General features: G+C 71.2%; 24 protein-coding genes. 14 read left to right on the top strand and 10 right to left on the bottom strand.

The genetic code is table 11. The features are described from left to right. The first annotated feature begins 86 nt into the window (after positions 1-86). Positions 87-1,496, top strand: a complete 1,410-nt coding sequence (locus ACLQ29_RS28235; protein ID WP_425774459.1) for an endo-1,4-beta-xylanase — start codon at positions 87-89, stop codon at positions 1,494-1,496. Positions 1,497-1,586: 90 nt separating this feature from the next. Here ACLQ29_RS28235 and ACLQ29_RS28230 read toward each other — a convergent pair whose 3' ends face one another. From ACLQ29_RS28230 to ACLQ29_RS28220, 3 genes are all read right to left on the bottom strand, one after another. Next, positions 1,587-4,499, bottom strand: coding sequence for a glycosyl hydrolase (locus ACLQ29_RS28230; RefSeq protein ID WP_425774458.1), 2,913 nt, complete (start codon positions 4,497-4,499; stop codon positions 1,587-1,589). Between the two features lie 156 nt (positions 4,500-4,655). Continuing rightward, positions 4,656-5,063, bottom strand: coding sequence for an MmcQ/YjbR family DNA-binding protein (locus tag ACLQ29_RS28225; RefSeq protein WP_425774457.1), 408 nt, complete (start codon positions 5,061-5,063; stop codon positions 4,656-4,658). A 40-nt stretch (positions 5,064-5,103) separates the two neighbouring features. Next, a complete protein-coding gene (locus tag ACLQ29_RS28220; RefSeq protein ID WP_425774456.1) occupies positions 5,104-5,799 on the bottom strand; it encodes a DUF1223 domain-containing protein in 696 nt (231 codons plus the stop codon). A gap of 116 nt (positions 5,800-5,915) precedes the next feature. On the opposite strand from ACLQ29_RS28220, the gene ACLQ29_RS28215 reads away from it, so the two are divergent. Both ACLQ29_RS28215 and ACLQ29_RS28210 read left to right on the top strand, forming a co-directional pair. Beyond that, the gene (locus tag ACLQ29_RS28215; RefSeq protein WP_425774455.1) at positions 5,916-6,230 is read left to right on the top strand and encodes a GNAT family N-acetyltransferase; all 315 of its coding nucleotides are present in this window, start codon (positions 5,916-5,918) and stop codon (positions 6,228-6,230) included. Between the two features lie 42 nt (positions 6,231-6,272). Next, positions 6,273-6,989 carry an isocitrate lyase/PEP mutase family protein gene (locus ACLQ29_RS28210; RefSeq protein ID WP_425774454.1) on the top strand — a complete coding sequence of 239 codons (717 nt, stop codon included), beginning with the start codon at positions 6,273-6,275 and terminating at the stop codon, positions 6,987-6,989. Positions 6,990-7,153: 164 nt separating this feature from the next. Here ACLQ29_RS28210 and ACLQ29_RS28205 read toward each other — a convergent pair whose 3' ends face one another. Both ACLQ29_RS28205 and ACLQ29_RS28200 read right to left on the bottom strand, forming a co-directional pair. Beyond that, positions 7,154-8,080 (bottom strand): 5'-3' exonuclease, encoded by a 927-nt coding sequence (locus tag ACLQ29_RS28205; RefSeq protein WP_425774453.1) that lies wholly within the window; start codon positions 8,078-8,080, stop codon positions 7,154-7,156. Between the two features lie 58 nt (positions 8,081-8,138). Then, positions 8,139-8,366: a hypothetical protein gene (locus ACLQ29_RS28200; protein WP_425774452.1), complete on the bottom strand. Its 228-nt coding sequence runs from the start codon at positions 8,364-8,366 to the stop codon at positions 8,139-8,141. Positions 8,367-8,572: 206 nt separating this feature from the next. On the opposite strand from ACLQ29_RS28200, the gene ACLQ29_RS28195 reads away from it, so the two are divergent. Further along, entirely contained in the window at positions 8,573-9,223 is a 651-nt protein-coding gene (locus ACLQ29_RS28195; protein WP_425774451.1) for a hypothetical protein, read from the top strand. Between the two features lie 51 nt (positions 9,224-9,274). On the opposite strand, the gene ACLQ29_RS28190 is transcribed toward ACLQ29_RS28195, so the two are convergent. Further along, positions 9,275-9,523 (bottom strand): hypothetical protein, encoded by a 249-nt coding sequence (locus tag ACLQ29_RS28190; protein WP_425774450.1) that lies wholly within the window; start codon positions 9,521-9,523, stop codon positions 9,275-9,277. Between the two features lie 80 nt (positions 9,524-9,603). Here ACLQ29_RS28190 and ACLQ29_RS28185 point away from each other — a divergent pair, with 80 nt between their 5' ends. After that, positions 9,604-10,491: a winged helix-turn-helix transcriptional regulator gene (locus ACLQ29_RS28185; RefSeq protein WP_425774449.1), complete on the top strand. Its 888-nt coding sequence runs from the start codon at positions 9,604-9,606 to the stop codon at positions 10,489-10,491. 31 nt (positions 10,492-10,522) lie between these two features. Here the strand turns inward: ACLQ29_RS28185 and ACLQ29_RS28180 are convergent, their stop codons facing one another. After that, positions 10,523-11,890: a glycosyl hydrolase family 18 protein gene (locus ACLQ29_RS28180; RefSeq protein ID WP_425774448.1), complete on the bottom strand. Its 1,368-nt coding sequence runs from the start codon at positions 11,888-11,890 to the stop codon at positions 10,523-10,525. A 236-nt stretch (positions 11,891-12,126) separates the two neighbouring features. Here ACLQ29_RS28180 and ACLQ29_RS28175 point away from each other — a divergent pair, with 236 nt between their 5' ends. Further along, complete coding sequence (locus ACLQ29_RS28175; protein WP_425774447.1) at positions 12,127-13,269, top strand: acyl-CoA dehydrogenase family protein; 1,143 nt, start codon at positions 12,127-12,129, stop codon at positions 13,267-13,269. 103 nt (positions 13,270-13,372) lie between these two features. Further along, positions 13,373-13,879: an Lrp/AsnC family transcriptional regulator gene (locus ACLQ29_RS28170; RefSeq protein ID WP_425756531.1), complete on the top strand. Its 507-nt coding sequence runs from the start codon at positions 13,373-13,375 to the stop codon at positions 13,877-13,879. On the opposite strand, the gene ACLQ29_RS28165 is transcribed toward ACLQ29_RS28170, so the two are convergent. Next, positions 13,809-14,420: a histidine phosphatase family protein gene (locus ACLQ29_RS28165; RefSeq protein WP_393374537.1), complete on the bottom strand. Its 612-nt coding sequence runs from the start codon at positions 14,418-14,420 to the stop codon at positions 13,809-13,811. The two genes, ACLQ29_RS28170 and ACLQ29_RS28165, sit on opposite strands and share 71 nt — an antisense overlap. A 157-nt stretch (positions 14,421-14,577) precedes the next feature. Here ACLQ29_RS28165 and ACLQ29_RS28160 point away from each other — a divergent pair, with 157 nt between their 5' ends. From ACLQ29_RS28160 to ACLQ29_RS28150, 3 genes are all read left to right on the top strand, one after another. After that, positions 14,578-14,772, top strand: a complete 195-nt coding sequence (locus ACLQ29_RS28160; protein WP_393374539.1) for a CsbD family protein — start codon at positions 14,578-14,580, stop codon at positions 14,770-14,772. 73 nt (positions 14,773-14,845) lie between these two features. After that, complete coding sequence (locus tag ACLQ29_RS28155; RefSeq protein ID WP_393374541.1) at positions 14,846-15,187, top strand: YnfA family protein; 342 nt, start codon at positions 14,846-14,848, stop codon at positions 15,185-15,187. A gap of 147 nt (positions 15,188-15,334) precedes the next feature. Then, a complete protein-coding gene (locus tag ACLQ29_RS28150; RefSeq protein WP_425774446.1) occupies positions 15,335-16,243 on the top strand; it encodes a polysaccharide deacetylase family protein in 909 nt (302 codons plus the stop codon). 7 nt (positions 16,244-16,250) lie between these two features. Here ACLQ29_RS28150 and ACLQ29_RS28145 read toward each other — a convergent pair whose 3' ends face one another. Then, positions 16,251-17,195: an NADP-dependent oxidoreductase gene (locus tag ACLQ29_RS28145; RefSeq protein ID WP_425774445.1), complete on the bottom strand. Its 945-nt coding sequence runs from the start codon at positions 17,193-17,195 to the stop codon at positions 16,251-16,253. A gap of 103 nt (positions 17,196-17,298) precedes the next feature. Here ACLQ29_RS28145 and ACLQ29_RS28140 point away from each other — a divergent pair, with 103 nt between their 5' ends. The 3 genes from ACLQ29_RS28140 to ACLQ29_RS28130 all read left to right on the top strand — a co-directional run bounded on the left by ACLQ29_RS28140 (position 17,299) and on the right by ACLQ29_RS28130 (position 19,893). Then, positions 17,299-17,856 carry a TetR/AcrR family transcriptional regulator gene (locus ACLQ29_RS28140; RefSeq protein WP_425774444.1) on the top strand — a complete coding sequence of 186 codons (558 nt, stop codon included), beginning with the start codon at positions 17,299-17,301 and terminating at the stop codon, positions 17,854-17,856. Between the two features lie 409 nt (positions 17,857-18,265). Next, a complete protein-coding gene (locus ACLQ29_RS28135) occupies positions 18,266-18,835 on the top strand; it encodes an RNA polymerase sigma factor (RefSeq protein WP_425774443.1) in 570 nt (189 codons plus the stop codon). After that, positions 18,832-19,893, top strand: a complete 1,062-nt coding sequence (locus tag ACLQ29_RS28130) for a hypothetical protein (RefSeq protein ID WP_425774442.1) — start codon at positions 18,832-18,834, stop codon at positions 19,891-19,893. Before ACLQ29_RS28135 ends, ACLQ29_RS28130 begins: the two co-directional genes overlap by 4 nt. A gap of 58 nt (positions 19,894-19,951) precedes the next feature. Here the strand turns inward: ACLQ29_RS28130 and ACLQ29_RS28125 are convergent, their stop codons facing one another. After that, positions 19,952-21,343, bottom strand: coding sequence for a KamA family radical SAM protein (locus ACLQ29_RS28125; protein WP_425774441.1), 1,392 nt, complete (start codon positions 21,341-21,343; stop codon positions 19,952-19,954). Positions 21,344-21,495: 152 nt separating this feature from the next. Between ACLQ29_RS28125 and ACLQ29_RS28120 the strand changes: the two genes are divergently transcribed. Beyond that, complete coding sequence (locus ACLQ29_RS28120) at positions 21,496-22,545, top strand: zinc-binding alcohol dehydrogenase (protein ID WP_425774484.1); 1,050 nt, start codon at positions 21,496-21,498, stop codon at positions 22,543-22,545.

Genomic DNA, 22,545 nt, shown 5'->3' with positions numbered 1-22,545 from the left:
TCGCCGGTGCCGATATCACCGGCTTCGCAGGAGCAGATTCGGGCGCTGCACCTCCATCACCGAACCACCACAGACAAGGAATTCGCATGAATCACAAGAGAGTCCTGCGATTGGCGGTGACCGTCGCTGCCACCGGCGCACTCGCCGCCGGAATGACGATGACGCTGACCTCCACGGCCAGTGCCGGTACGACCCTGAAGGCGTCGGCCGCCGAGAAGGGCCGTTACTTCGGTGCGGCCGTCGCGGGGCAGAAGCTCTCCGACAACGCGTACGTGACGATCCTGAACCGCGAGTTCAACAGTGTCGTGGCCGAGAACGACATGAAGTGGGACGCGACCGAGCCGCAGCAGGGTCGGTTCAACTACACGGGTGGTGACCGGCTGGTCGCGCACGCGCAGGCCAACGGCATGAGTGTGCGGGGCCACGCGCTGCTGTGGTACCAGCAGGAGCCCGGTTGGGCGCAGAACATGTCGGGCAGTGCGTTGCGCAGCGCGATGATCAACCACGTCACCCAGGTGGCGACCCACTTCAAGGGGAAGATCTACGCGTGGGACGTGGTGAACGAGGCGTTCGCCGACGGTAACAGTGGTGGGCGGCGTGACTCGAACCTGCAGCGCACCGGCAACGACTGGATCGAGGCGGCGTTCCGGGCGGCGCGGGTGGCGGATCCGGGTGCGAAGTTGTGTTACAACGACTACAACACCGACGGTATCAACGCGAAGTCGACGGGGATCTACAACATGGTGCGGGACTTCAAGTCCCGTGGCGTGCCGATCGACTGTGTGGGTTTCCAGTCGCACCTGGGCACCTCGTTGTCCAGTGACTACCAGGCCAACCTGCAGCGTTTCGCCGATCTCGGCGTGGACGTGCAGATCACCGAGCTGGACGTGATGGGCGGCGGCAACCAGGCGAACATCTTCGCCGGGGTCACCCGCGCGTGCATGAACGTCTCGCGCTGCACCGGCATCACCACGTGGGGTGTGCGTGACTGTGACTCGTGGCGTGGGTCGGACAACGCCCTGCTCTTCGAGTGCAACGGTAACAAGAAGGCCGCGTACACGAGCGTCCTGAACGCCCTCAACGCCGGCCCGGCCATCACCCCGTCGCCGACGACCCCGGGGCCGACGACGCCTGGGCCGACGAGCCCGCCGCCCACCACGCCTCCGCCCACCACCCCGCCGCCCACGACGCCTCCGCCGGGCCCGGAGGGTTGCACGGCGTCGGTGTCACTGAACTCGTGGAACGGTGGCTTCGTGGCCAGCGTGAAGGTCACCGCCGGCTCGGCCGGCACGAACGGGTGGAACGTCAGCGTCACGCTTCCCGGTGGCGCGAGTGTCACGAACACCTGGAGTGCGACGGCCAGTGGCTCCACCGGCACGGTCCGGTTCACGAACGTCAACTACAACGGCCGGCTCGCCGCCGGCCAGGTCACCGAGTTCGGCTTCCAGGGCACCGGCAGCGGGGCTGGCCTCACGCCCACCTGCACCGCCTCCTGATCGAGCACGACTGACCGACCCGTCCCCGTCGGCCGGTGTGCGGGACCATTCCCGGTCCCGCGCACCGGCCGATCGTCGTGCGCGAGCAGATCAGGAGTACGGCAGCCGCAGCACCGACTGGTTGCCGATGCCCACCGTGCTGGGGTTGTTGCCGATCGCCGACCAGATCTCCACCCGGACCGTGCCGTTGCTCAACGTGCCCAACGTGCCGGTGGCCGAGGCCAGGCCGGCGTTCTGGGTGTAGTGCTCGTAGCCGGACACCGGGTCGGTGGCGAAGTAGCGCAGCGTCTCCACCCGGTCCCAACTGCCGTTGCCGGTGAGGTCGTAGGAGATCCGTACCTGCACCCCGTTGCCGACCGCCGTCCCGGCATCCACGAACAGGTCGAACGCGGTCTGCCCGCCGGAGTAGGCGAGGTTCAGGCCGGTCGCCGTGAAGACCTGCGCGTTCGTGGGCGTACCGTCGTGGTTTCCGTTGGCGGCCACGACAGTCGTCGTGGCCGCGCTGCCGGCGGCGCCCAACCCGCCCCCCGGCAGCAGATACCGGGTGGGACTGCCCGTCGTGGGTGGCGAGGTGGTCGGTGGGGCCGTCGTCGGCGGTGCCGTGGTCGGTGGCCGGGTCGTCGGTGGGGCCGTCGTCGGCGTCGAGCCCGGCGGCACCCCGCCGGACGCGTTGCCACCACTGAAGGTGTACGCCCCGGTGGTCGCCGTCTTGCCGGCCGCCACGGTGAGACTGGTGCCGTTGGAGAACGTCACGGTGATCGGCGCGGCGGTCGGGTTCGACGCCACGTAGGTCCGCGCGCCGTTGCGGGAGAACACCGCCGACAGTGGGTAATTGCCGGTGACGGTGGTGTCGACACTGCCCAGCGCCGCGAGGTTGCGGATCCAGTGGAAGGTGTGTGCCCGGCTCTCGCCCTCCTCCGGGGTGTAGCCGGGGTTCGCGCGGAGGTTCGCCAGCGCCGCGTCGGGGTCGCCGAGGGCCTGGAACTGCCAGAGGATGTCCTGCCACACCGTGGGTTGCCCGCCGTTGTTGCGGACCAGCTCGGTGTAGTTGGTCCGTACGTACGCCGGGTTGTTGCCCAGGTAGAGGTGACCGCCGGTGACCGGCAGCAGGTTGATGCCCTGGATCATCTCCGGCTCGCCGCTGAACCAGGTGGCGTACGCGCCGCCGTCGCCCCAGACCATGCCGACCGTGGAGTGCCCGAAGGCGGCGGGGAAGTTCTGGTCGCTGACGTCGAACCAGTACTCCTGGATGGCGGCGGCCTGGGTGGTGTAGAGGAAGACGCCGGCGTCACGGACGGCGGCGTCGCCGGTGACCTGCCCCCACTGGATCAGGGCGTTGGCGAAGTTCATCCCCTCGGACGAGGACTCCTGGTTGTTGCCCGAGCCGAAGGAGCCGTGCCCGGACGCCCAGTCGTGGCCGGCGTAGATGTCGAAGTCCCGCAGGTAGGGGAAGCGGGTGTCGCCGCGCTGGTAGTTGTTGGCATCGCGGATCAGCAGGTCCACCATGCCGCCGTAGCGGCCGGCGGTGGCCCACGTCGGGTCGAACTTGGCAAGCGTGGCGGCGGCCGCGATGAAGTAGCCGTAGTGGAAGTGGTGGTCGTTGAGCTCCTGGTCGGAGCCGTACGACGCCGGGTAGCCGATCAGGGTGCCCCAGTTGTTGTCGTAGTAGAAGACCCGGCTGGTCTTGCCGCTGGACGCGGTGAACCAGTCGGTGAGCGTGCTGCGGATGGCGTTCAGCGCGCTGTCGCGCGTCGTGGTGTCGTTGACCAGGTCGGCGATCTCGGCGATGCGGGCGGCCCGGCCGAGCCCCTTGCCGGTCCAGTAGGTGTCGTTGCCGCGCTGGTCCATCGGGTTCGCACGGACGGCCGTCAGTTGGCTGGTGAGGGTGGCCAGGTCGCTTCCGCTGCCGTCGCCGACGGCCGGCAACTCCGGCACGACGCCCTGGAACCTCATGGCGGTGCGGAACTGGTTGACGCCGGTGAGCACCTTCATCCGGCCGCGCGCCGACGAGTAGGTCGGAGTGATGGCGGTGGACCCGCTCAGCGACTTCCACTGGTGCGGGTAGAGGCTGACCACGGTCTGCGTGGCGGAGCCCTCCCGGGCGGTCGTGGTGAACGCGTACGTGGTGGTCAGGCCGCTGGTCGCCGGGTTGTACGCGTACGACACCTGGGTGCCGGTCACGTGGGCGTGCGCGTACCGGCCGTAGGTCGCGGCCAGGTCGGCGCGCTCGGTCGCGCTGGACGTCGGCGGCAGCAGGGCGACGGAGAAGTAGCCCCGGCCGGCGAGGGTGGACGAGATCCGGCCGCCGGCGACGGTCCAGGTGGCGCCGCTGGGCGCGTATCCGACGTAGTCGTGACCGTTGACCCGGAAGCCGATGGTGGCGCCGCTGGCGGACCACACGTCGGGGGTGCCGGCGGTGCCGATCACCGCGTCGCCGCCGGTGGTCTGGAAGTACGCGAAGGGCAGCCCGTGGCCGATGGTGGCGCGCATCGTGCGGGTGCCGTCGCTCCAGTGTGGGCTGACCGTCCAGTCGGTCCAGCCGTCCACCTTTACCTGGGGTGCGCCGAGCCCGGCCACGCCGACCCGGATGTCCTGCACGTAGGGGTAGTGGAACTCACCGACGCCGGTCGCGGTGCCGCTGATGGCGGGTGTGGAGTTGGCGGAGAAGCCCAGGCCGTCGGTGAAGGTGTCGTACGAGATCGGGTGGGCGTGCAGTGGTTCGCTGAAGGAGCAGTCGGTGCGCTTCCACAGCAGCGAGGACCACCAGTCGTTCGTGGGTATCGGCCCGGTGGGCGCGTTGGCGGTGGCGAACTGCCGGGGGTTGCTGGACATCGCGCCGCAGCCGCTGGGGAGCGGGCCGACCGCTGTGGTGGTGTAGCTGCCGGCGCCGACGGGTGCGGCCTCGGCGGCGCGGGTGACGGGGATCGCGAGACCGCCGACGACAAGGGCCAGGGCGGTCGCGGCGGCCAGGGCCCAGCGGCGGTGGGGGACGGGAGGTGTCATGGTGCCTCCATCGCGCGCCGGGGTGCGGCAGGTGCCGCGTCCGACGCGTTGCGTCTGAATTAGGGAGAAGGTCGGGCGAGAGAGCGCTCTCACGGCAACGGTAGTGGAGCACCGAGATCCCCGTCAATGTGTCACACGCGTTGCGTGCTGATGTCGCTAACTGCCAGCGCCCGCGTCCGTCGCTACCACCGGCACAGTGGCGTCGTCGAGGTCGCCCAGGAGCGTCTCGGGCGCGCGCATCCGCCACGCGTCGGTCACCAGCTCACCGAGCCGATCGAGATCGACCGCCGTCAGCCGTACCAGCACCAGGGGCAGGCCGGCGTAGCCGGGCGTGGTGAAGAAGAGATCGGGCTCGCCGAGCAGGAGCGCCTGCTTCTCGGCCTCGTCGCCGACGAACAGCACGGCGATGTCGAGTCGGATCACCCGGGGCTTTCCGGGGACTCGCTCCGGATAGGACCAGATGAAGCCCCTGTCGGCCACCCGGAAGTCGAAGCCGTCACTGGGGATCTCCACCGTGTGCGGCAGGGCCAGCGCCACCCGGCGTACGTCGTCGGCGTCAGCCACCGAGGCCCCCCGCACCACACACGATCAGCATGTGCCGAGATTACGCGGTGGGCAGGTCGATGGCGGTGGCGCCGAGGACGGCCCGGTTACCGCCCTCCTGCACGTACCCGATCACCGTGGCGCCGTGCGGATCGAGATCGGGTGGTGTCGCCAGCTCCACCCGTCCCCGCTCGGCGCGCAGGCCCACCGACGTGAAGGCGCGCACGACGTTGTCCTGCCGTAGCGTCCGTCCGGCGTTCTCCCCCCGGGCGATCTCGGTGTCCAGCCCACGGGCCACGACCGCCACGTGCAGCACCGCGCCGTCCGGTGGCGGCGCGCTCTGGTAGTCCACCGCCATCCGCTGCCCGCCCAGGTCCGCTGCCTGGAGCGTGACGGGTGTGGTGGCGCTCGAGGTCAGGGCGGCGGCGATCGCGCCAGCCGCGCGCCGCCGGTCGGATCCGACGAACTCGACGGCGCCGTTGACGACCATCTGCGGTGTGTACAGACGCCCGGTGCCGAAGGCGCGGGCGTACGCCTCCTGCCGCGCGGTGTACGCCGCGTCGGCGAAGCGGTCGGGCCAGCCCAGATCGTCCCAGTAGTCGACGTGGAATCCGAGGGCGAAGACCCGCTGCCCCCGATCCCGGGCATCGTGCTCGATCTCGGTCAGCACCTCCTCGGCGGGAGGGCAGCTCGAGCAGCCCTGCGAGGTGAACATCTCCACGACGGCGAAGCCGAGGTCTGTCGACGGGGTCGTCATCTGGCACGCCTCCTCCCGGGTCTCGACCGACGGCGCTGCGTTTCCCGTTACCGCCGGGACAATGCGCGCGGCGTCACCCGAACGCGGCCGCGCGGTCAGCGGGGCGCGGCGGGTGGTTGGATGATCGGATGCAGATCACCGTGACAGACGCGCCGGAGCGGGAGCGATTCGAGGCGCGCGACGAGGCGGGGACGATAGCCGGGTTTGTCACCTACCAGTTGACCGGCGGCATCATCGCCTACACCCACACCGAGGTCGACCCGGCGTTCGAGGGCAGGGGAGTCGGCTCGACCCTGGCTCGCGCGGTGATGGACGACGCGCGGGCCAGGAAGCGGACCGTCGTGCCCATCTGTCCGTTCCTCGCCGACTGGCTGGTCAAGCACCCGGAGTACGAGGGCATCGTGGTCCGGTCGACCCGCAAGGTCAAGTAAAGTTCGGCAAGCCTGACCTGCGCATCCCTGGGGAGCCGAACGATGACAGTCGCCACCTTCCGCGCCCTGCACCACGGCCGCGCCGCCGGCGACCCGCTCGTCCTGCCCGGGCCGTGGGACGCCGGCAGCGCCCGGGTGTTCGCCGACGCCGGGTTCCCGGCGCTGGCGACGCCGAGCGCGGGGGTCGCCGCCTCGCTCGGGTATGAGGACGGCGCGACACCGGCCGACGAGATGTTCGCGGCGGTGGCGCGGATCGTCCGCGCCGTGTCCGTTCCGGTGTCCGCCGACGTGGAGGGCGGTTACGGCCTCGCCCCCGCTGAGCTGGTCGGTCGGCTCCTGGACGCCGGTGTCGTCGGCTGCAACCTGGAGGACTCGGACGGCCACGGCGCGCTGAAGGATCCGCGGCAACACGCCGACTGGCTGGCCGAGGTCCGGGCGGAGGCGGGCGACGCCCTCGTCATCAACGCGCGCGTCGACACGTTCCTGGTCGGGACGGGCGACCCGGCCGACGCGGTGGCACGGGCACGCCTCTACGTGGCGGCCGGCGCCGACTGCGTCTACCCGATCCTGGCGCCGCTGGCGGTGCTGCCGGTGCTGCGTGAGGGCATCGCCGGGCCGATCAACATGGCCGCCGTCCCGGACTGGGAGTCCGTGGTCGAGCTGGGCCGGCAGGGCGCGACACGCATCACCTTCGGCCCGGGCATGCAGCGGTACGCCATGGGGGCGGTCGGCGACCTGGCGGCGGGCCTGCGCGCCTGAGGCCGAGCGGCCGCGACGTCGCCGAACAACCGCGGCCACGCCAGCGGTCGGCGCGGCCGCCTCGGCGGCCGGCTGTGCTGGTCGGGCGTCGGGCCCCGGCGGTCGGTGGTCGGCCTGGGCGGTCAGTGGTCGGCCTGGGCGGTCGGGCGCGGCCGCCTCGACGGTCAGGCGGCGGCGCGGGCGGCGAGGGCGTCCACCAGGCGGCGGGTGGAGCCGGCCAGGTTCCAGCGGCCGGCAAGCTCGAGCAGCAGGTCCGGATCGGCGGGCGCGGTCGGTAGCGCGGTGGACAGCTCCGGCAGCGGCACGTCCAGCGCGACCCGAACCACCGTGGGCGCGACGGCCAGGTAGTCACGTGCCGCGGCCAGCTTGGTGCGCAGGCCCGGTGCGAAGGACGAGTCGGAGTCGTCGAGCGCGGCGAGGATGCCGGCGATGCTGCCGTACCGCTCGATCAGCCGGGCGGCGGTCTTCTCACCGACGCCGGCCACCCCGGGCAGCCCGTCGCTGGGGTCGCCGCGCAGCGCGGCGAAGTCGGCGTACCGGTCGGCCGGCACGCCGTAGCGGGCCCGCACCGCGGCGTCGTCGCAGTCGTCGAGCTTGGCGACGCCGCGCCCGACGTAGAGCAGCCGGACCGGCCGGGCATCGTCGATGAGCTGGAACAGGTCCCGGTCGCCGGAGACCACCTCGACCGGGCCCGGCTGGGTGACCGAGAGCGTGCCGAGCACGTCGTCGGCCTCGTAGCCGGTCGCGCCGACGGCGGTGATGCCGACCGCGGCCAGCACCTCCAGGATCATCGGCACCTGCGGGGAGAGGGTGTCCGGGACGATCTCGCCGCCCTGCGGGGCGACCCGGTGTGCCTTGTAGGACGGCAACAGCTCGACCCGCCAGGCGGGCCGCCAGTCGTGGTCCAGGGCGCAGACCATCCGGTCGGCGCCGCGTCCGCGGATGAGGGTGGCCAGCATGTCGAGGAAGCCGCGCACCGCGTTGACCGGGGTGCCGTCCTCGGTGCGGGCGGCGGACTCCGGGATGCCGAAGTAGGCCCGGAAGTAGAGGCTGGCTGCGTCGATCAGCAGGATCGGAGGTCGGTGTGCCACGCCGGACAGCCTGGCACAAGCCTCCGACGTTCCGGGGTACCCCCGGCCGTCGGCGGTGTCAGCGTCGCTCGTCGTGCCGGTAGACGGTCGTCCGCCGGGCCAGGTGCTGCACGACGTAACTGGTCACCAGCAGCAGGATCGCGACCAGCACCTCGAGCCAGGCCGCGACACCGTCGGCCACTGTGACACCGATGATCAGCAGGATCAGGCCGACGAGCGCGAGCACCCCCGCCCACAGTTGCCGGCGTCGGCGGGTCGCCGCCCGGTCCTCCTGGTTCGGTGCCACGTGATCCTCCCGGTCGGCGACGCCCGCGCGGGCCTGCCCGGATCCAGGCTATGGCCCCGTCCGCCCGTACGAACGGAAAATCACACTGCCTGTGGGCGGCCCGGCCGCGCCGTCGCGTCGGGGCAGCCGGCGTCGGTACGCTCGTCGCGCAGCCGCACCAGGACGGAGCCGGCAGCCGACCGGGCGCCGTGACGCGGGGAGGGTCGATGGACGAGCCGGCAGCGCGCCGAGCGAAGCTGCTCAGCCAGGTGGAGGCCGTGTTGGCCCCGGGCGAGACCCTGCGGGACGCGTGCTGGGTCGCCCGCGTCCCGGGCCGCCGCTCGGCGGGGGAGGTGTTCCGTGCCGAGTTCAACCCGCTGCGGGTGGCGGAGGGGCTGGCCGGCGATGCCGTCGGGGTGACCGCCTCCACCGGGCCGGGCGTGGAGTGGTACGAGGCGGCCCGCAACGGGGTGCTCGGCGGTCCGCCGGGTTCGGTGGGGGTCGGGCTGGACGAGCAACTGCCCGAGCCGAGCGTGGTGCGGGTGCTGGCGTTGACGAACCGCCGGGTGTTGGTGCTGCGCCGCCACCGCGCGCGGCAGGTCACGACGCCGCCACCCGCCGGTGGTGGCCTACGGGATCGCCTGTCGGCGGCGGCCAGTCAGGTGCGGGCGGCCTGGCAGGGGCCCGGCCCGGTGGATCGCGACGCGCCACTGGAGGTGGCCTGGCAGGTGGGCGCGGAGTCGTTGGTCCGCCTCGACGCGCTGCCCGGCGGCATGATCGGGCGTCTCGCCCTGCTCTTCGTGGACGGCTCGTGGATCGTGCTCGGCCCACCGGACGACACGACCGCGCTGCGGATGGCGTCGTCGCGCGCCGGGTGATCCGCAGCGACACGGCTCGCGGCGGCCGGCTGGGCCCTTCCGGGGGCGCCGTCACCGCCTGCCGGCGGTGACGGGCGGCGCGACCGGGCGCGGATCGTCGTGGTCGGTGAGGTCGCGCAGGTGGCGGACGGGGGAGAGCAGCAGCACCAGCGGCGCGCACACCAGGGTCGCCGCGAAGACGAACAGGGTGGCGCGGGCGCCGAGCAGGCCGGCCACCGCGCCGACCGCCGATCCGACCATGCTCGTCGTACCGGCGGTCCACCAGCGCCAGAAGGCTCCGGCCCGATCGTCGACGCGCATGTCGTCGGCCCCCGTTCGTCGGACTGAAGCGTTCCAATCTGGAACGCACTATAGTCGGGTGGGACCGACGGAGGTAACGGGTGCGGCGAGAGGATCTCGCCGATGCGGACTGCGGCATCGCGCAGGCGCTCGGCGTACTGGGGGATTGGTGGACGTTCCTCATCGTGCGCGACGTCGCCGGGGGGACGACCCGCTTCGACGCGCTGCAGCGCGAGCTGGGTGTCAGCCGGCGGGCGCTTACCGAACGCCTCGCCGCCCTGGTCGAGCACGGGGTGCTGGAACGCCGGTCCTACTCGCGACACCCACCCCGGTACGACTACCTGCTGACCACGCGGGGCGAGGGGCTGTTGCCGGCGCTGATCGCCCTACAGGACTGGGGGACGAGGCATCTCATGGGTGACGGTGACCTGACCGCGACGGCCGACGCCGACTCCGCCGAGGCGCGCCGGGCTCATCACCTGGTCGGGCGGCGACTGCCCGAGGTCGTCCTGCCCGGTCCCGACGGTCGGCCGGTCGCGTTGGCGTCGATGGACAGCTGGGCGGTCCTCTACCTCTTCCCCGGGGCGTACGCGCCGGGGACGCCCGGCTATCCGCCGGGCTGGGCGGAGATCCCCGGCGCCCGGGGCTGCACCCTGGAGTCGCGCACGTACGCCAAGCGTCACCCGGACTTCGAGGCCGCCGGGGTACGGGTGCACGGGATCAGCACCCAGCGTCCGGATCAGCTCGCCGACTTCGCCGCGTACGCCGGGTTGCCGTTTCCGCTGCTGTCCGACGAGGACGGCCGGTTGGCCGCCGGGCTGCTGCTGCCGGTCTTCCGGGCCGGCGGGGTGACCCGGTTCAAGCGACTGACGCTGCTCGTCGACCCGTCGGCGGTGGTGCGCGCCGTGCAGTTCCCGGTCACCGATCCGGCCGGCTCGGTGCAGGAGATGCTCACCCTGGCCCGCGAGCACGCGGCTGTCCCCGGCTGACGCCTGGCGTCAACCGGGGACCTCGCACCCGTCAGGCGGGGAGCGTCCAGCGCTGGTTGGCGCCGGCGAAGCATTCCCAGATCTGCAGCCGGGTGCCGTCGGCGGAGCTGTTGTCCGTGACGTCCAGGCACTTGTTCGACTGCGGGTTGCGCAACGTGCCGTTGGACTGCGCCTGCCACACCTGGGCGCCGCTGCCGTTGCACTCCCAGAGCTGGACCTTCGCGCCGTTGGCGGTGGAGCCGCTGGCGATGTCGGCGCACTTGCCGAGGGCCCGCAGCGTGCTGTCGCCGGCCACCGTCCAGGTCTGGGCGTTGGTGCCGTTGCAGCCGTAGAGCTGGATGGCGGCGCCGTTGGCGGTGCTGGCCGCCGCCACGTCGACGCACTTGCCGCCGAGGCCGGTGATCCGGCCGGTGCGACCGGTCGGCGGCGGGGTGGTGCCGCCCATGATGGTGTCGTACATGGCGCTGAGCAGTGAGGTCGATCCGCTGGTGTCCTGGCTCAGCTCCCAGTTCATCACGCCGCCGGCGTTGGCCAACGCCCACTGCGTCTTGCGCTTGACCGTCGGGATGCCGTTCCAGCACTGCTGCGACCCGCCGATGGTGGCGCAGTCCCGGTTGGCGTTCGCGGGGTCCAGGCCGACGATGTACGAGTAGTTGTAGTAGACCGGGCGGCTGTAGAACGGGATGCCGAGCACCGCCTTGCTGGCCGGCAGACCGCGGGCCTTCCACAGGTTGATGCTGTTGATCGACCAGTCGTAGTTGGCGTGGGGGCTGCCGCCGTCGTACGCCATGATGTTGAGCCAGTCGACCTGGTTGAAGACGGCGGTCTGGACGCCCTGGACGCTGCCGCCCTCGGAGACCACGGCGGCGGTGAGCAGCTTGCCGCGGCTGTGCAGGGCGCCGCCGAGCTGCGTCATGAGCGCCGTGTAGTTGTTGGCCGAGGCGCCGGGGTCGGGGTACTCCCAGTCCATGTCGACGCCGTCGAGGTTGTACTGGTTGACGAAGTTGACCAGGTTGTTGACGAAGGTGGTCCGGCTGCCGGAGTTCGCCGCCAGGGCTTCGAAGGCCGAGTCGTTGCCGTCGTTCCAGCCGCCGACCGCGATCGAGACCTTGACGTTGTTGGCGTGGCCCTGCGAGACCAGCGAGGAGAGTCGAGCCCCGTCGACCCCCTGCAGGCTGCCGTCGCTGTTGGGCAGGATGAAGGCGTAGTTGATGTGGGTGAGCTTGTTGTACTGGATCGTGTTGATGTTGCCGGCCCAGGAGGGCATGTAGCCGACGCTCTTGAAGTTGTTCGGCAGCACCACGGCCTGCGCGGCGGTGGAGGTGACGGTGAGGGTGGCGCCGGCGGTGGCCAGCGCGAGGAGGCCGGCGGCGAGGACGCGGCGCAGTGGTGAGGACATCGGGGGCCTTCCCGTGGGCGGGGGACGACACCCGCCCGCGCGGGTTGTCGCGGGCGGGCGGTGCGGGACGCAGGAACGGGTGGGCCTCGAGGCAGCCAAATCTTAAAGAGTGTTAACTGTCCGCGTCAATCAACATCTGTGGATTTCCCCGGTAGCGGTACCAATATGGGGGTTTACCCAAACGACCGTTAAGCTTGCGCAACGGCTCACCACCACCCCACGGAGCTCATCGCGCTATGACTGTCGACCGGATCCTCCCCACCGACGAGGCCCACGACCTGCTGGGCCTCGCCACCGAGCTCGCCGATCGCGAGCTCGCCCCGAACGCCGCCGCCTTCGAGGAGCGCGCCGAATTCCCCCGCGGCGTGCTCCGGACCCTCGGCCGCGCCGGCCTGCTCGGCCTGCCCTACCCCGAGGAGTACGGCGGCGCGGCCCAGCCCTACGAGGTGTACCTGCAGGTGTTGGAGATCTTGGCCAGTCGCTGGCTCGCGGTGGCCGAGGCGGTCAGCGTGCACACCCTGTCCTGCTACCCGCTGTTCGCGTTCGGCAGCGATGAGCAGCGCAAGCTGCTGCCGGACCTGATCGGCGGCGAGCTGCTGGGCGCGTACTGCCTCTCCGAGCCGCAGGGTGGCTCGGACGCGGCCGCGCTGAGCACCCGGGCGGTTCGGGACGGGGACGCGTACGCGGTGTCCGGCACCAAGGCGTGGATCACCCACGCGGGGACCGCCGACTTCTACAACATCTTCTGCCGCACCGGCGGTCCCGGGCCGAAGGGGATCTCCTGCCTGCTCGCCGACGCGGGCACGGTCGGCATCAACCCGCAGGCGGCGGAGCGGACGATGGGTCTGCGCGCCTCGCCGGTGGCGCAGATCGTCTTCGACGAGGCGCGGGTGCCGGTGGACCGGCTGATCGGCGACGAGGGCGCCGGCTTCACCATCGCCATGTCCGCACTGGACTCGGGTCGCCTCGGCATCGCCGCCTGCGCGGTGGGGCTGGCCCAGGCCGCCCTGGACTACGCGGTGTCCTACGCCCGGGAGCGGCAGCAGTTCGGCAGGTCCATCATCGACTTCCAGGGGCTCGGTTTCCTCCTCGCGGACGCGGCCACCCAGATCTCCGCCGCCCGCGCGTTGACCCTCGCCGCGGCCCGGCTGCGCGACGCCGGCCGCCCGTACGCGATCGAGGCGGCCAAGGCGAAGCTCTTCGCCACCGACATGGCGATGCGGGTGACCACCGACGCGGTGCAGGTGCTCGGCGGCGCCGGCTACGTGGCCGATCATCCGGTGGAGCGGTACATGCGCGAGGCCAAGGTGTTGCAGATCGTGGAGGGCACCAACCAGATCCAGCGAATGGTGATCGCCCGGTCGCTGGCGAAGGGCTGAGCAGGCCGACGAGCGGTGCCGGGGCGGCCGCGGTGAACCCGTCGCGGCCGTCCCGGCGGGTACCTCGTCGCCGTCGGGCGGTTTTCCCGGTAGGTTGCACGCCGTGGAGGAGATCGACCGCGCTATCGTCGCCGCGCTGACCGCCGACGGCCGATTGTCGTACACCGACCTGGCCGAGAAGGTGGGGTTGTCGGTGTCCGCCGTGCACCAGCGGGTGCGCCGGCTGGAGCAGCGCGGGGTGATCAAGGGGTACGCCGCGCGGGTGTCGTTCGAGGCGCTGGACCTGCCGCTGACCGCGTTCGTGGCGATCCGCCCGTTCGACCCGTCACAGCCGGACGACGCGCCGGAGCGGCTGGCGCACCTGCCCGAGATCGACTCCTGCTACTCGGTGGCGGGGGAGGACTTCTACCTGTTGTTGGTGCGGGTGGCCGGCCCCACCGACCTGGAGCGGGTGCTGCAGGAGATTCGCACCTCGGCGAACGTGACGACCCGGACGACAGTGGTGCTGTCCACCCCGTACGAGAATCGGCCTCCGAAGATCAGCGCGGCGGCACCGAGTCGGTCGCGGTCCCGGGCGCCGGAGGAGCCGGCTGGTTCCACCGCAGGATGACCTGCCGGCCGTGCTCGTGACCGAGCGCGCTGACCGTGGCGGTGTCCAGGCGCAGTCGTCCGCCGGCGGACGGGGGCAGGCCGATCCAGCGGGCACCGAGCACGCGCAGACTGTGCGCGTGGCCGACAAGCGCGACGGTGCCCCGGTCGAGCAGTGGGGTGACCCGCTCCAGCACCCGGTCGAGCCGTTCGCCGACCTGCGCGGGTGACTCTCCGCCGGGGCAGCCGTCGGTCCAGATGTTCCAGTGCGGCTGGTCGGCGTGGATGTCGACGGTCGTGCGGCCCTCGTACTCGCCGTAGTTCCACTCGCTGAGGTCCTCGTCGACCCCGTCGACGGTGAGCCCGGCAAGCTGCGCGGTGCGCAGCGCCCGGGAGCGGGGGCTGGACAGCACGGTCGCGAACCGCCGGCCGGCGAGGAACGCCGCGAGGGTGCGGGCCTGTCGTTCGCCGTCGGGGGTCAGCTCGAGGTCGGTGTACGAGGTGTGCCGGAGGCTGGCGCTCCAGGTGGTCTCGCCGTGCCGGATCAGCAGGAGCTCTCCCATGGGGCCAGTTAACCATCGGGCCAACTCCCGGCGGGCCACCCTCCCTCAACCTATCTTCCTAGGATGCCTTAGCGGGTGTGCCGACCGGCACCACCGGTTTCGGCACCCGGAGACCGGGCAAGCGTGCGGGGACCGATCGCCAGACCGAGGAGGCGCGATGAGCTTCACCGAGAAGGCACGAAACAAGGTCGAGCAGATGGCCGGCGCCGCACGTGAGCGCGTCGGCGACATGACCGACAACGAGCGGATGCGTGGCGAGGGCGCCAGCCAGGAGAGCGACGCGCGCGCCAAGCAGGCCGGTCAGAACGTCAAGGACGCCGGTCGCAACGTGAAGGACTCCTTCACGAAGTGACCTGAGCGGTCCACGGGTCCCCGGGCGCACCGTCGCCCGGGGACCCGTCGTGCGCTGCGGCTACGGTCGTGCGGTGACGGTGCTTCGTTCTCTGGTGTTGTTCGTGCTGGCCGCGGTGGCCGAGATCGGCGGCGCCTGGCTGGTCTGGCAGGGCTGGCGGGAGCAGCGTGGGCTGTGGTGGATCGCCGCGGGCGTGGTGGCGCTGGGCTGTTACGGCTTCGTCGCCACGTTCCAGCCGGACGCGAACTTCGGCCGGATCCTGGCCGCGTACGGCGGGGTGTTCGTGGCCGGCTCGTTGGGCTGGGCGATGCTCGTCGACGGCTTCCGCCCGGATCGGTGGGACCTGACCGGCGCGGCGCTGTGCCTGCTGGGCGTCGCGGTCATCATGTACGCCCCGCGTGGCGCCTCCGGGTGAGGTCCCGGCGACCCTCTTTCCGCGATCTCCCGCTTACTGTGGCGACCTAGGGGGCATTGCGCGCATCTCGACGACCGAAAGCTTCGACGGTCAACGGGCCGGCTCGCGGGACGGTGAGCGTTCTTCGCTTCTGCGATGATCGGCGGCGTGAATCGACCTCGGCTTCGTTTCCTGTGCGGCGTCCTGGTGGCGGTGGCTGTGCTCGGCGGCGCGGCGTGCGCGACTACCCGGGCGTCGTCGCCGGACGGGCCGGCCTTCGTTGGATCGTCCGCCACCACGGCCGCCCCGTCGGTCGGCGCCACCGCGGCCGCCCCGTCGGTCGGCGCCACCGCGGCGCCGAGGGCGTCGACGGTCCCGGGGGCGGCGCGGGCGGGCACGCGGGCGGGCACGCGGGCGCGGGTGGTCGATCACGGCCCGCGGACCGGGAACAAGGTCGCGTTGACCTTCGACGCGGACATGACCGACGGGATGCTGGCCAGTCTGCGTGCCGGTCGGGTGAAGTCGTACGCCAACCTGCGCATCCTCGACCTGCTGGAGCGGGAGGAGGTGGCGGCCACGTTCTTCCTGACCGGCAAGTGGGTGCAGCGGTATCCGGACGTGACCCGGCGGATCGCCGGCAACCCGCGGTTCGAGTTGGCCAACCACACCTACGGGCACGCGGCGTTCACCGGGGACTGCTACGACCTGCCCTCGCTGCCGGTGGACGAGTTGGCCGGGGACGTGGCGAAGACGTTCGAGGTGATCAAGCCGTACGGGGGTCGGCAGACCCGGTACTTCCGCTTTCCGGGGCTCTGCCACGACGCGGCGACGCTTGACGCCCTGGCGCCGCTGGGTGTGACTGTCGTCGACGGTGACGTGGTCAGCGGTGATCCCTTTGCGACCGCGTGGAAACCGCTGGTGCGGGCGGTGTTGGACCACGTCCGCCCCGGCTCGGTGGTGATCATGCACGTGACCGAGGCGAACGCCGCGATGACCGACGAGGCGTTGCCGCACATCCTGGAAGGGCTACGCGAGCGGGGGCTGAAGCCGGCGCCGTTGTCCGAGGTGTTGGGCTGACCTGGGGTCAGACCTCGTTCGTGTCGTCGACGGTCAGCACGATCTTGCCGCGGCGGGAGCCGTGCTCGGCCGTCTCGTGGGCGTCGGCCGCCTTTTCCAGGGGGAAGGCGGCCTCGATCGGCACGGTGAACCGGCCCTCGGTGAACAGTTGGGCTGCGGCGGGTAGTCCGTGGCGGCCGTCGGGCTCGCCGGCCAGTTGCCCCATGGACAGGCGGACGCCGTGCGTGGGGGCGGTGAAGTCGGCCAGGGTAACCACCGCCGTCGGGTCGCCGGTCAGGTCGATCAGTTCTGGCAGGGAGCCGGCTCCGGCGACGTCGAGCGCGCGGTCGATCCGGGTGATGCTCAGGGCGTTGAGTCGGTCCGCGAGGCCGGGTCCGTAGGGGACAGGTGTCGCGGCGAGCTGGTGCAGGAGGTCGTGGTTGTCGGCGCGGGCGGTGCCGATGACGCGGATGCCGCGAGCGGTGGCGAGTTCGACGGCGATGCTGCCGACGCCGCCTGCGGCGCCGTCGACGAGGAGCGTCATGCCTGGTTCGAGGCGGAGGAGGTCGAGGGCGCGGGTGGCGGTCTCGATGCTGGTGCCCGCGGCGCCCGCCTGGGTCCAGGGCATGGTGGCGGGCTTGTGTGCCCAGAGGTGGAGTAGCGCGTACTGGGCGCTCGCGCCGCCGAGTTGTGCCAGGTTGACGACGCCGAAGACGTGGTCGCCGATGGCGACGTCGTCGACGTCGGGGCCGATGTCGTCGACGACGCCTGCCGCGTCGACGCCGGGGATGTGTGGCAGGGGCAGGCGGGCGCTCATCGGGGTGCGGCCGGATCGGAGGCCGAGGTCGACCGGCGAGATGCCGGCGGCGTGGACACGTATCCGGATCTGGCCGGGTCCTGGCCGGGGAGCGTCGGCGGTGGTGAGGTGGAGGACCTCGGGGCCGCCGAACCTGTCGAACCGTACTGCGAACATCGGTGGCTCCTCTGCCGTGGTGGACGTGGTGGTAGCCGTACCGTAGGTCGGAAACGGAGCAGCCGTTCCGCTGTGCGGTGAAGTGAGAGGGGGCTGGTGGAAGATGTCTCAGAACCAGCGTGCCGATGCTCGCTCCAACCGTGCGCGGGTCGTGGTGGCGGCGCGGGAGACGTTCGCGGCGGTGGGGCTGGAGGCGCCCATGCGTGAGGTGGCCCGGCGGGCCGGGGTGGGCGTGGCAACCCTGTACCGGCATTTTCCGACCCGTACCGAGTTGGTCGCCGCGGTTCTCGCTGAACAGGTGGCGGGGTGTGGTGTGCGGATGCGTGCCGCGTTGGACGATCCGGACCCGTGGCGGGCATTGTCCGGGGTGGTTCTGGATTTCGCCGATCGGCAGGTCCACGACCGGGCGCTCAACGAGGCGCTGTTGGGGTCCGGCGAGGTGGGGGCCGCTTTTCAGGAGGAGCGCCGAGACCACGCGCAGGGGTTGAACGTGCTGGTCGCCCGTGCGCGGGCGGCGGGTGTGCTTCGCGAGGGTGTGGACGCCGACGACGTACGGGCCGCTCTGGTGGCCATCGCGTCGTTACGGCGGTTGCCGCCGTCGAGGAGCGCGCACGTGATCGGCAAGCTCGCCGGTGTCATCCTCGCCGGGATCCGTGGCTGATCTCCGCCGCGCTCCCCGGGTGCCGGCCCGGGGAGCGGGTCAGTCGTCGCGGTGGTCGTTCCACCACTGCTGGCCGTCGGCGGGGAGGGTGTCGATCGGGTCGTAGTAGGCGTTGCGAGCGGCGGGCGCGGACGCGGCCAGGGCCGCGGTGGCGGGTTGGGTGGCGACGAAATGGGCGGGGCGCAGGTGGAAGGCGTCGGGAACGCCGGTCCAGGACGAGGGGTGCGGCGCCGAGGTTGTCGGGAGCGAGTCGGAGTGCGCCGCGGCGGGCGTCGGAGTGCAGGAACAGAGTGAGGTGTACGGCGACGACGATGAGGTAGCCGACGGCGAGGAGCGCTCCGTTGTTGGTGAGGGCGTCGGGTAGAGCGACGGCTGTCACGGTTGGGGTCCTACCGGACATGGAGTGGATGTGAGCTCCGGCATTGAGTACTACGAGGACCGCTTCCGGCGCGTCTACCTTGAGCACTTCGAGCCGCTGTTGGCGTACGCGCTGAGGCGTGTCGCGCATCCCGAGGACGCGGCCGACGTCGTCGCGGAGACCTTTCTGGTCGCATGGCGGCGCAGGCATGACATTCCGGTCGACGATGAGGCTCGGCTCTGGCTGTACGGGGTGGCCCGGCGGGTGTTGGCCAATCATCACCGGGGTGGGGTTCGCCGCCAGCGGCTGGGTGAACGGCTGCGTGAGCAGATCGCCGTCGCGGTCGCCGCCGATCCGGGCAGTGAGGTGCCCGAGCGGCTCACTGTCCGGGCGGCGTTGGCGGGTCTGGGTGAGCTGGACCGTGAGGTGTTGATGCTCACCGTGTGGGAGGGCTTGCCGCCGCGCGAGGTGGCCGCGGTCCTCGGGGTTGGTCCCGCCGTGGTGCGGACACGGCTGTCGCGTGCGCGAGCCAGGCTGCGGGAGATGGTCGGTGACGACCTCGGGCCGCCTGGACATGTACTTGACGTGCTGGCCGCAGCGACCCGGAAGGAGCAGAGATGACCGAGGAACATTGTGACCGGCTGGTTCGAGAGGCCGATCCCGCTCGGCTGGACCTCGTCGGGCAGCTTGACGGGGTGAAGCAGACCCTCCTGGGGGAGATCATGTCCGAGTCGACGCTCGGTCGGTTCGTGGAACCACCCCGACGGCAACCGAGAGTGCGTCGCTTCGCTGGCGTGGCGGCGGTGGTCGTGGTCCTTGCCGGCGTCCTGGCTGTCTCTGTTCTGCCGGGCGAGCCCGCAGAGGTCGGGGAGGTGGCTTCCGCTCCCAGCGCCGGTGCTCCGGTCGTCTACTCGCCGGTGGCGATGCGGGCTGCGGAGAAGAATCCGCGGCTGCTGATCAACGGGCCCGGCTGGAAGGCGACCAACGTGTCCGGGTTCACCCAGGAGGCGGGCACCATCACTTTTCGCAACGGTGGACGCGAGTTGGAGTTCGACTGGTATCCGGCTGACGGTTACGCCGACCGTTACGCCGACCGGCTCCACGACAGTCGTCCGAAGGCTGTGCAGGTCGATGGCTGGCCGGGTGACCAGTTCGAGTATTCCGCCAGCGACTTCGAGGTGTTGCTCCGTCCCCGTGACGGGGTCTTTGTCGAGTTGCAGACCGGGGGTGACTGGTCTCGGAAGGATTTCGTCCGGGTCCTCGCCAGCGTGGTCCGGGCGGATGCGCGTACGTGGTTGGGCGCGCTTCCGCCGGAGATCGTCATTCCCGAGCGGGCGTTGGCGCGGGCGGGCGAGGTGCTCGCGGATGTGCCGCTCCCGCCGGGTTTCGACGTCGCGACCCTGGTTGATGTCGGCATCAACGATCCCTACCACTTCGGTGCGGCTGTGACGTCGCGGGTGGGTTGCGGGTGGATCGCGGAGTGGCAGCGGGCGAGGTCGAGCGGGGACGAGGCCGGGGTGCGGCGGGCCGCCGACGCGTTGCGGGGCAGTCACGGGTGGCGGGTGCTGCGGGACATGGACAAGGCCGGCGACTGGCCGGAGGTGTTCTGGGAGTACGCCGACGAGATCGCGGCCGGGACGTTGCGGGCCAGCTATTCGCAGGGTCTGGGCTGCGCCTGACCAGGGAGTGCGCGACACCCCCGGGAGTGGTCTCCCCGGGGGTGTCGTCGTCGGTGGGTCAGTCGTCGCGGTGGTCGGTCCACCACTGCTGGCCGTCGGCGGGGAGGGTGTCGATCGGGTCGTAGTAGGCGTAGCGCTTGTTGAGCGCCTCCAGGTCGGCGGACTCGATGGAGGTGCGGTAGTTCTTGGTCCAGTAGGAGATGCCGCGTTCGCGGTCGTAGTCGGTGAGCATGTGCACCCAGCGTTTGCCGACGAAGGGGACGTCGCAGACGATGCGGGGGGTGGCGTAGCCGGGGAGGTAGCCCATGATGTCGTGCTGGAGTTGTTGGGCGTGCCAGACGGGGACGCGCCAGTGTTCGGCGTTGGGGATCATGTCGCACATGTAGAAGTAGTACGGCAGGATCCCGGCTTCGCCCTGCAGGGCGAAGCAGAGGTCGAGCAGCTCGGGGGTGGTGGCGTTGACGCCGCGCATGAGCACGCCCTGGTTGCGGACGTCGCGGACGCCGACGTCGAGGGCGGTCTGGGCGGCTTTGGCGACCAGTGGGGTGAGCGACTGGGCGTGGTTGACGTGGGTGTGGATGGCGAGGTTGACGCCGCGGCGGGCGGCGGTGCGGGCGACGCGTTCGAGGCCCTGGACGACGTCGGGCTGCAGCCAGTGTTGGGGGAGGCCCATGAGGGCCTTGGTGGCGAGCCGGATGTCGCGGACGGTTTCGAGTTCCAGGAGTCGCATGAGGTAGGACTCGAGGTTGCGCCAGGGGACGTTGGCGACGTCTCCGCCGGAGACGACGACGTCGCGGACGCCGGGGTGGGCCTTGAGGTAGGCGATGTGGGCGTCGTAGCGGTCGACGGGCTTGAGGGTGAGTTTGAGTTTGTCGACGGCGGGGGTGGAGTTGCCGACGAGGTCCATGCGGGTGCAGTGCCCGCAGTATTGCGGGCAGGTGGAGAGCAGTTCGGCGAGGACCTTCGTGGGGTAGCGGTGGGTGAGGCCTTCGGCGACCCACATGTCGTGCTCGTGGAGGCTGTCGCGGCTGGCGTAGGGGTGTGAGGGCCAGTCGGTGCGGCGGTCGGAGGCGACCGGGATCATGTAGCGGCGGATGGGGTCGGCGAGCAGCGCCTCGGTGGTGGGGGTCGCGAACGGCACCATCGTGTTGATCATTTGTGGTGGCACCAGCATGGACATGGTGGCCAGGGCCAACTGGTCGGCCTCGAGGTCGGCGTAGAAGGTGTCGTCGATGAGGTCGCCGAAGACGGCGCGGAGCTGCTTGATGTTCTTGACGCAGTTGACGCGTTGCCACTGGGCGGATTCCCACTGGTCGCGGGTGATGTGTCGCCAGCCGGGGAAGCGGGTCCAGTCGGGTTCGACCAGGGGGCGGCGGTGGTATTCGTAGGGCTGCCCGGTGGTCGGTGTGGCGACCGGGTCGTGACGGGGGTGCGGGATGGTCTGGGTCACGGCCCCTCCTCGGTGGTGCTGTTGATCGACGGGCCCGAAGGCTACTGGAAAATATTCGGTACAGAAACTAGTCTGCCGTAAGTTTTCCCGTTACGCGAGCCTTGACCGGGGCTTCGGGCGGCTGGGCAGGGGAGGTCGGCGTGACGTCACCGGTGGGACTGCACCGCGTCGTACAACCGGCGGGGGTGCTGCCGCAGGCGGCTTGGCGGCTGGACACGTCGGCGGCGATCGCGCCGAACGAGGTGCGGATCCGGGTGCGGCGGCTCAACCTGGACGCGGCGAGCTTCCGGCAGTTGTCGGAGAAGCACAGTGGCAACGGTGCCGCGGTGCGCGCCGAGGTGCTGGAGATCATTTCCACGCGGGGGAAGATGCAGAACCCGGTGACCGGGTCGGGTGGGATGTTGATCGGCACGGTCGAGGAGGCGGGTCGGCGCTCCCCGCTCGGGCTGAGGGCGGGCCAGCTGGTGGCCACGCTTGTGTCGTTGACGTTGACCCCGCTGGTGATCACCGATGGGCTGGCCCGGTGGGACGGGCGCAGCGAGCAGGTGCCCTGTGACGGGTGGGCGATCCTGTTCGCGCGGTCCATCGCCGCGGTGCTGCCCGACGACGTGGACCCGCAGTTGTCCCTGGCGGTGCTCGACGTGTGCGGGGCGCCCGCGTTGACCGCGCGGGTGGTGTCGCGTTATGTCGAGGAGCGTCGGCGCAGTGGTGACCCGACGCCGGTGCGGGTCGCGGTGATCGGCGGGGCCGGTAAGAGCGGGTCGCTGTCGCTGGCGGCGGCGCGACGTGCGGGCGCCGCGCGTACCGTCGGGGTGGTGCCGGTGGCGGCGGAGCGCGACGCGCTGACGGCGGTTGGCCTGGCGTCGGTGGTGGCGTTGGCCGACGCGCGGGACCCGGTGGGGTTGTCCACGGCGGTGACCACCGCGCTGGGGGCCCCGGCGGACGTGACGGTGGTGTGCGTGGACGTGCCGGGGTGTGAGCACGGGGCGGTGTTGGCCACCGCGGACGGCGGCACGGTGATCTTTTTCTCGATGGCGACGAGCTTCTCCGCGGCGGCGTTGGGCGCGGAGGGGTTGGCCGCGGACGTGACGATGCTGGTGGGCAACGGGTACGTGCCGGGGCACGCGGAGTTGGCGCTGGGCCTGTTGCGTGCCGAGCCGGGGGTGCGTCAGCTGTTCACGGCGCGGATCGCGGCAGACTGA

This window comes from Micromonospora sp. DT228 (assembly GCF_049841595.1).
Taxonomy (GTDB): Bacteria; Actinomycetota; Actinomycetes; order Mycobacteriales; family Micromonosporaceae; genus Micromonospora.
Note: the sequence above shows the minus strand (reverse complement) of the source record. Positions and strands in the feature narration are given on the sequence as shown.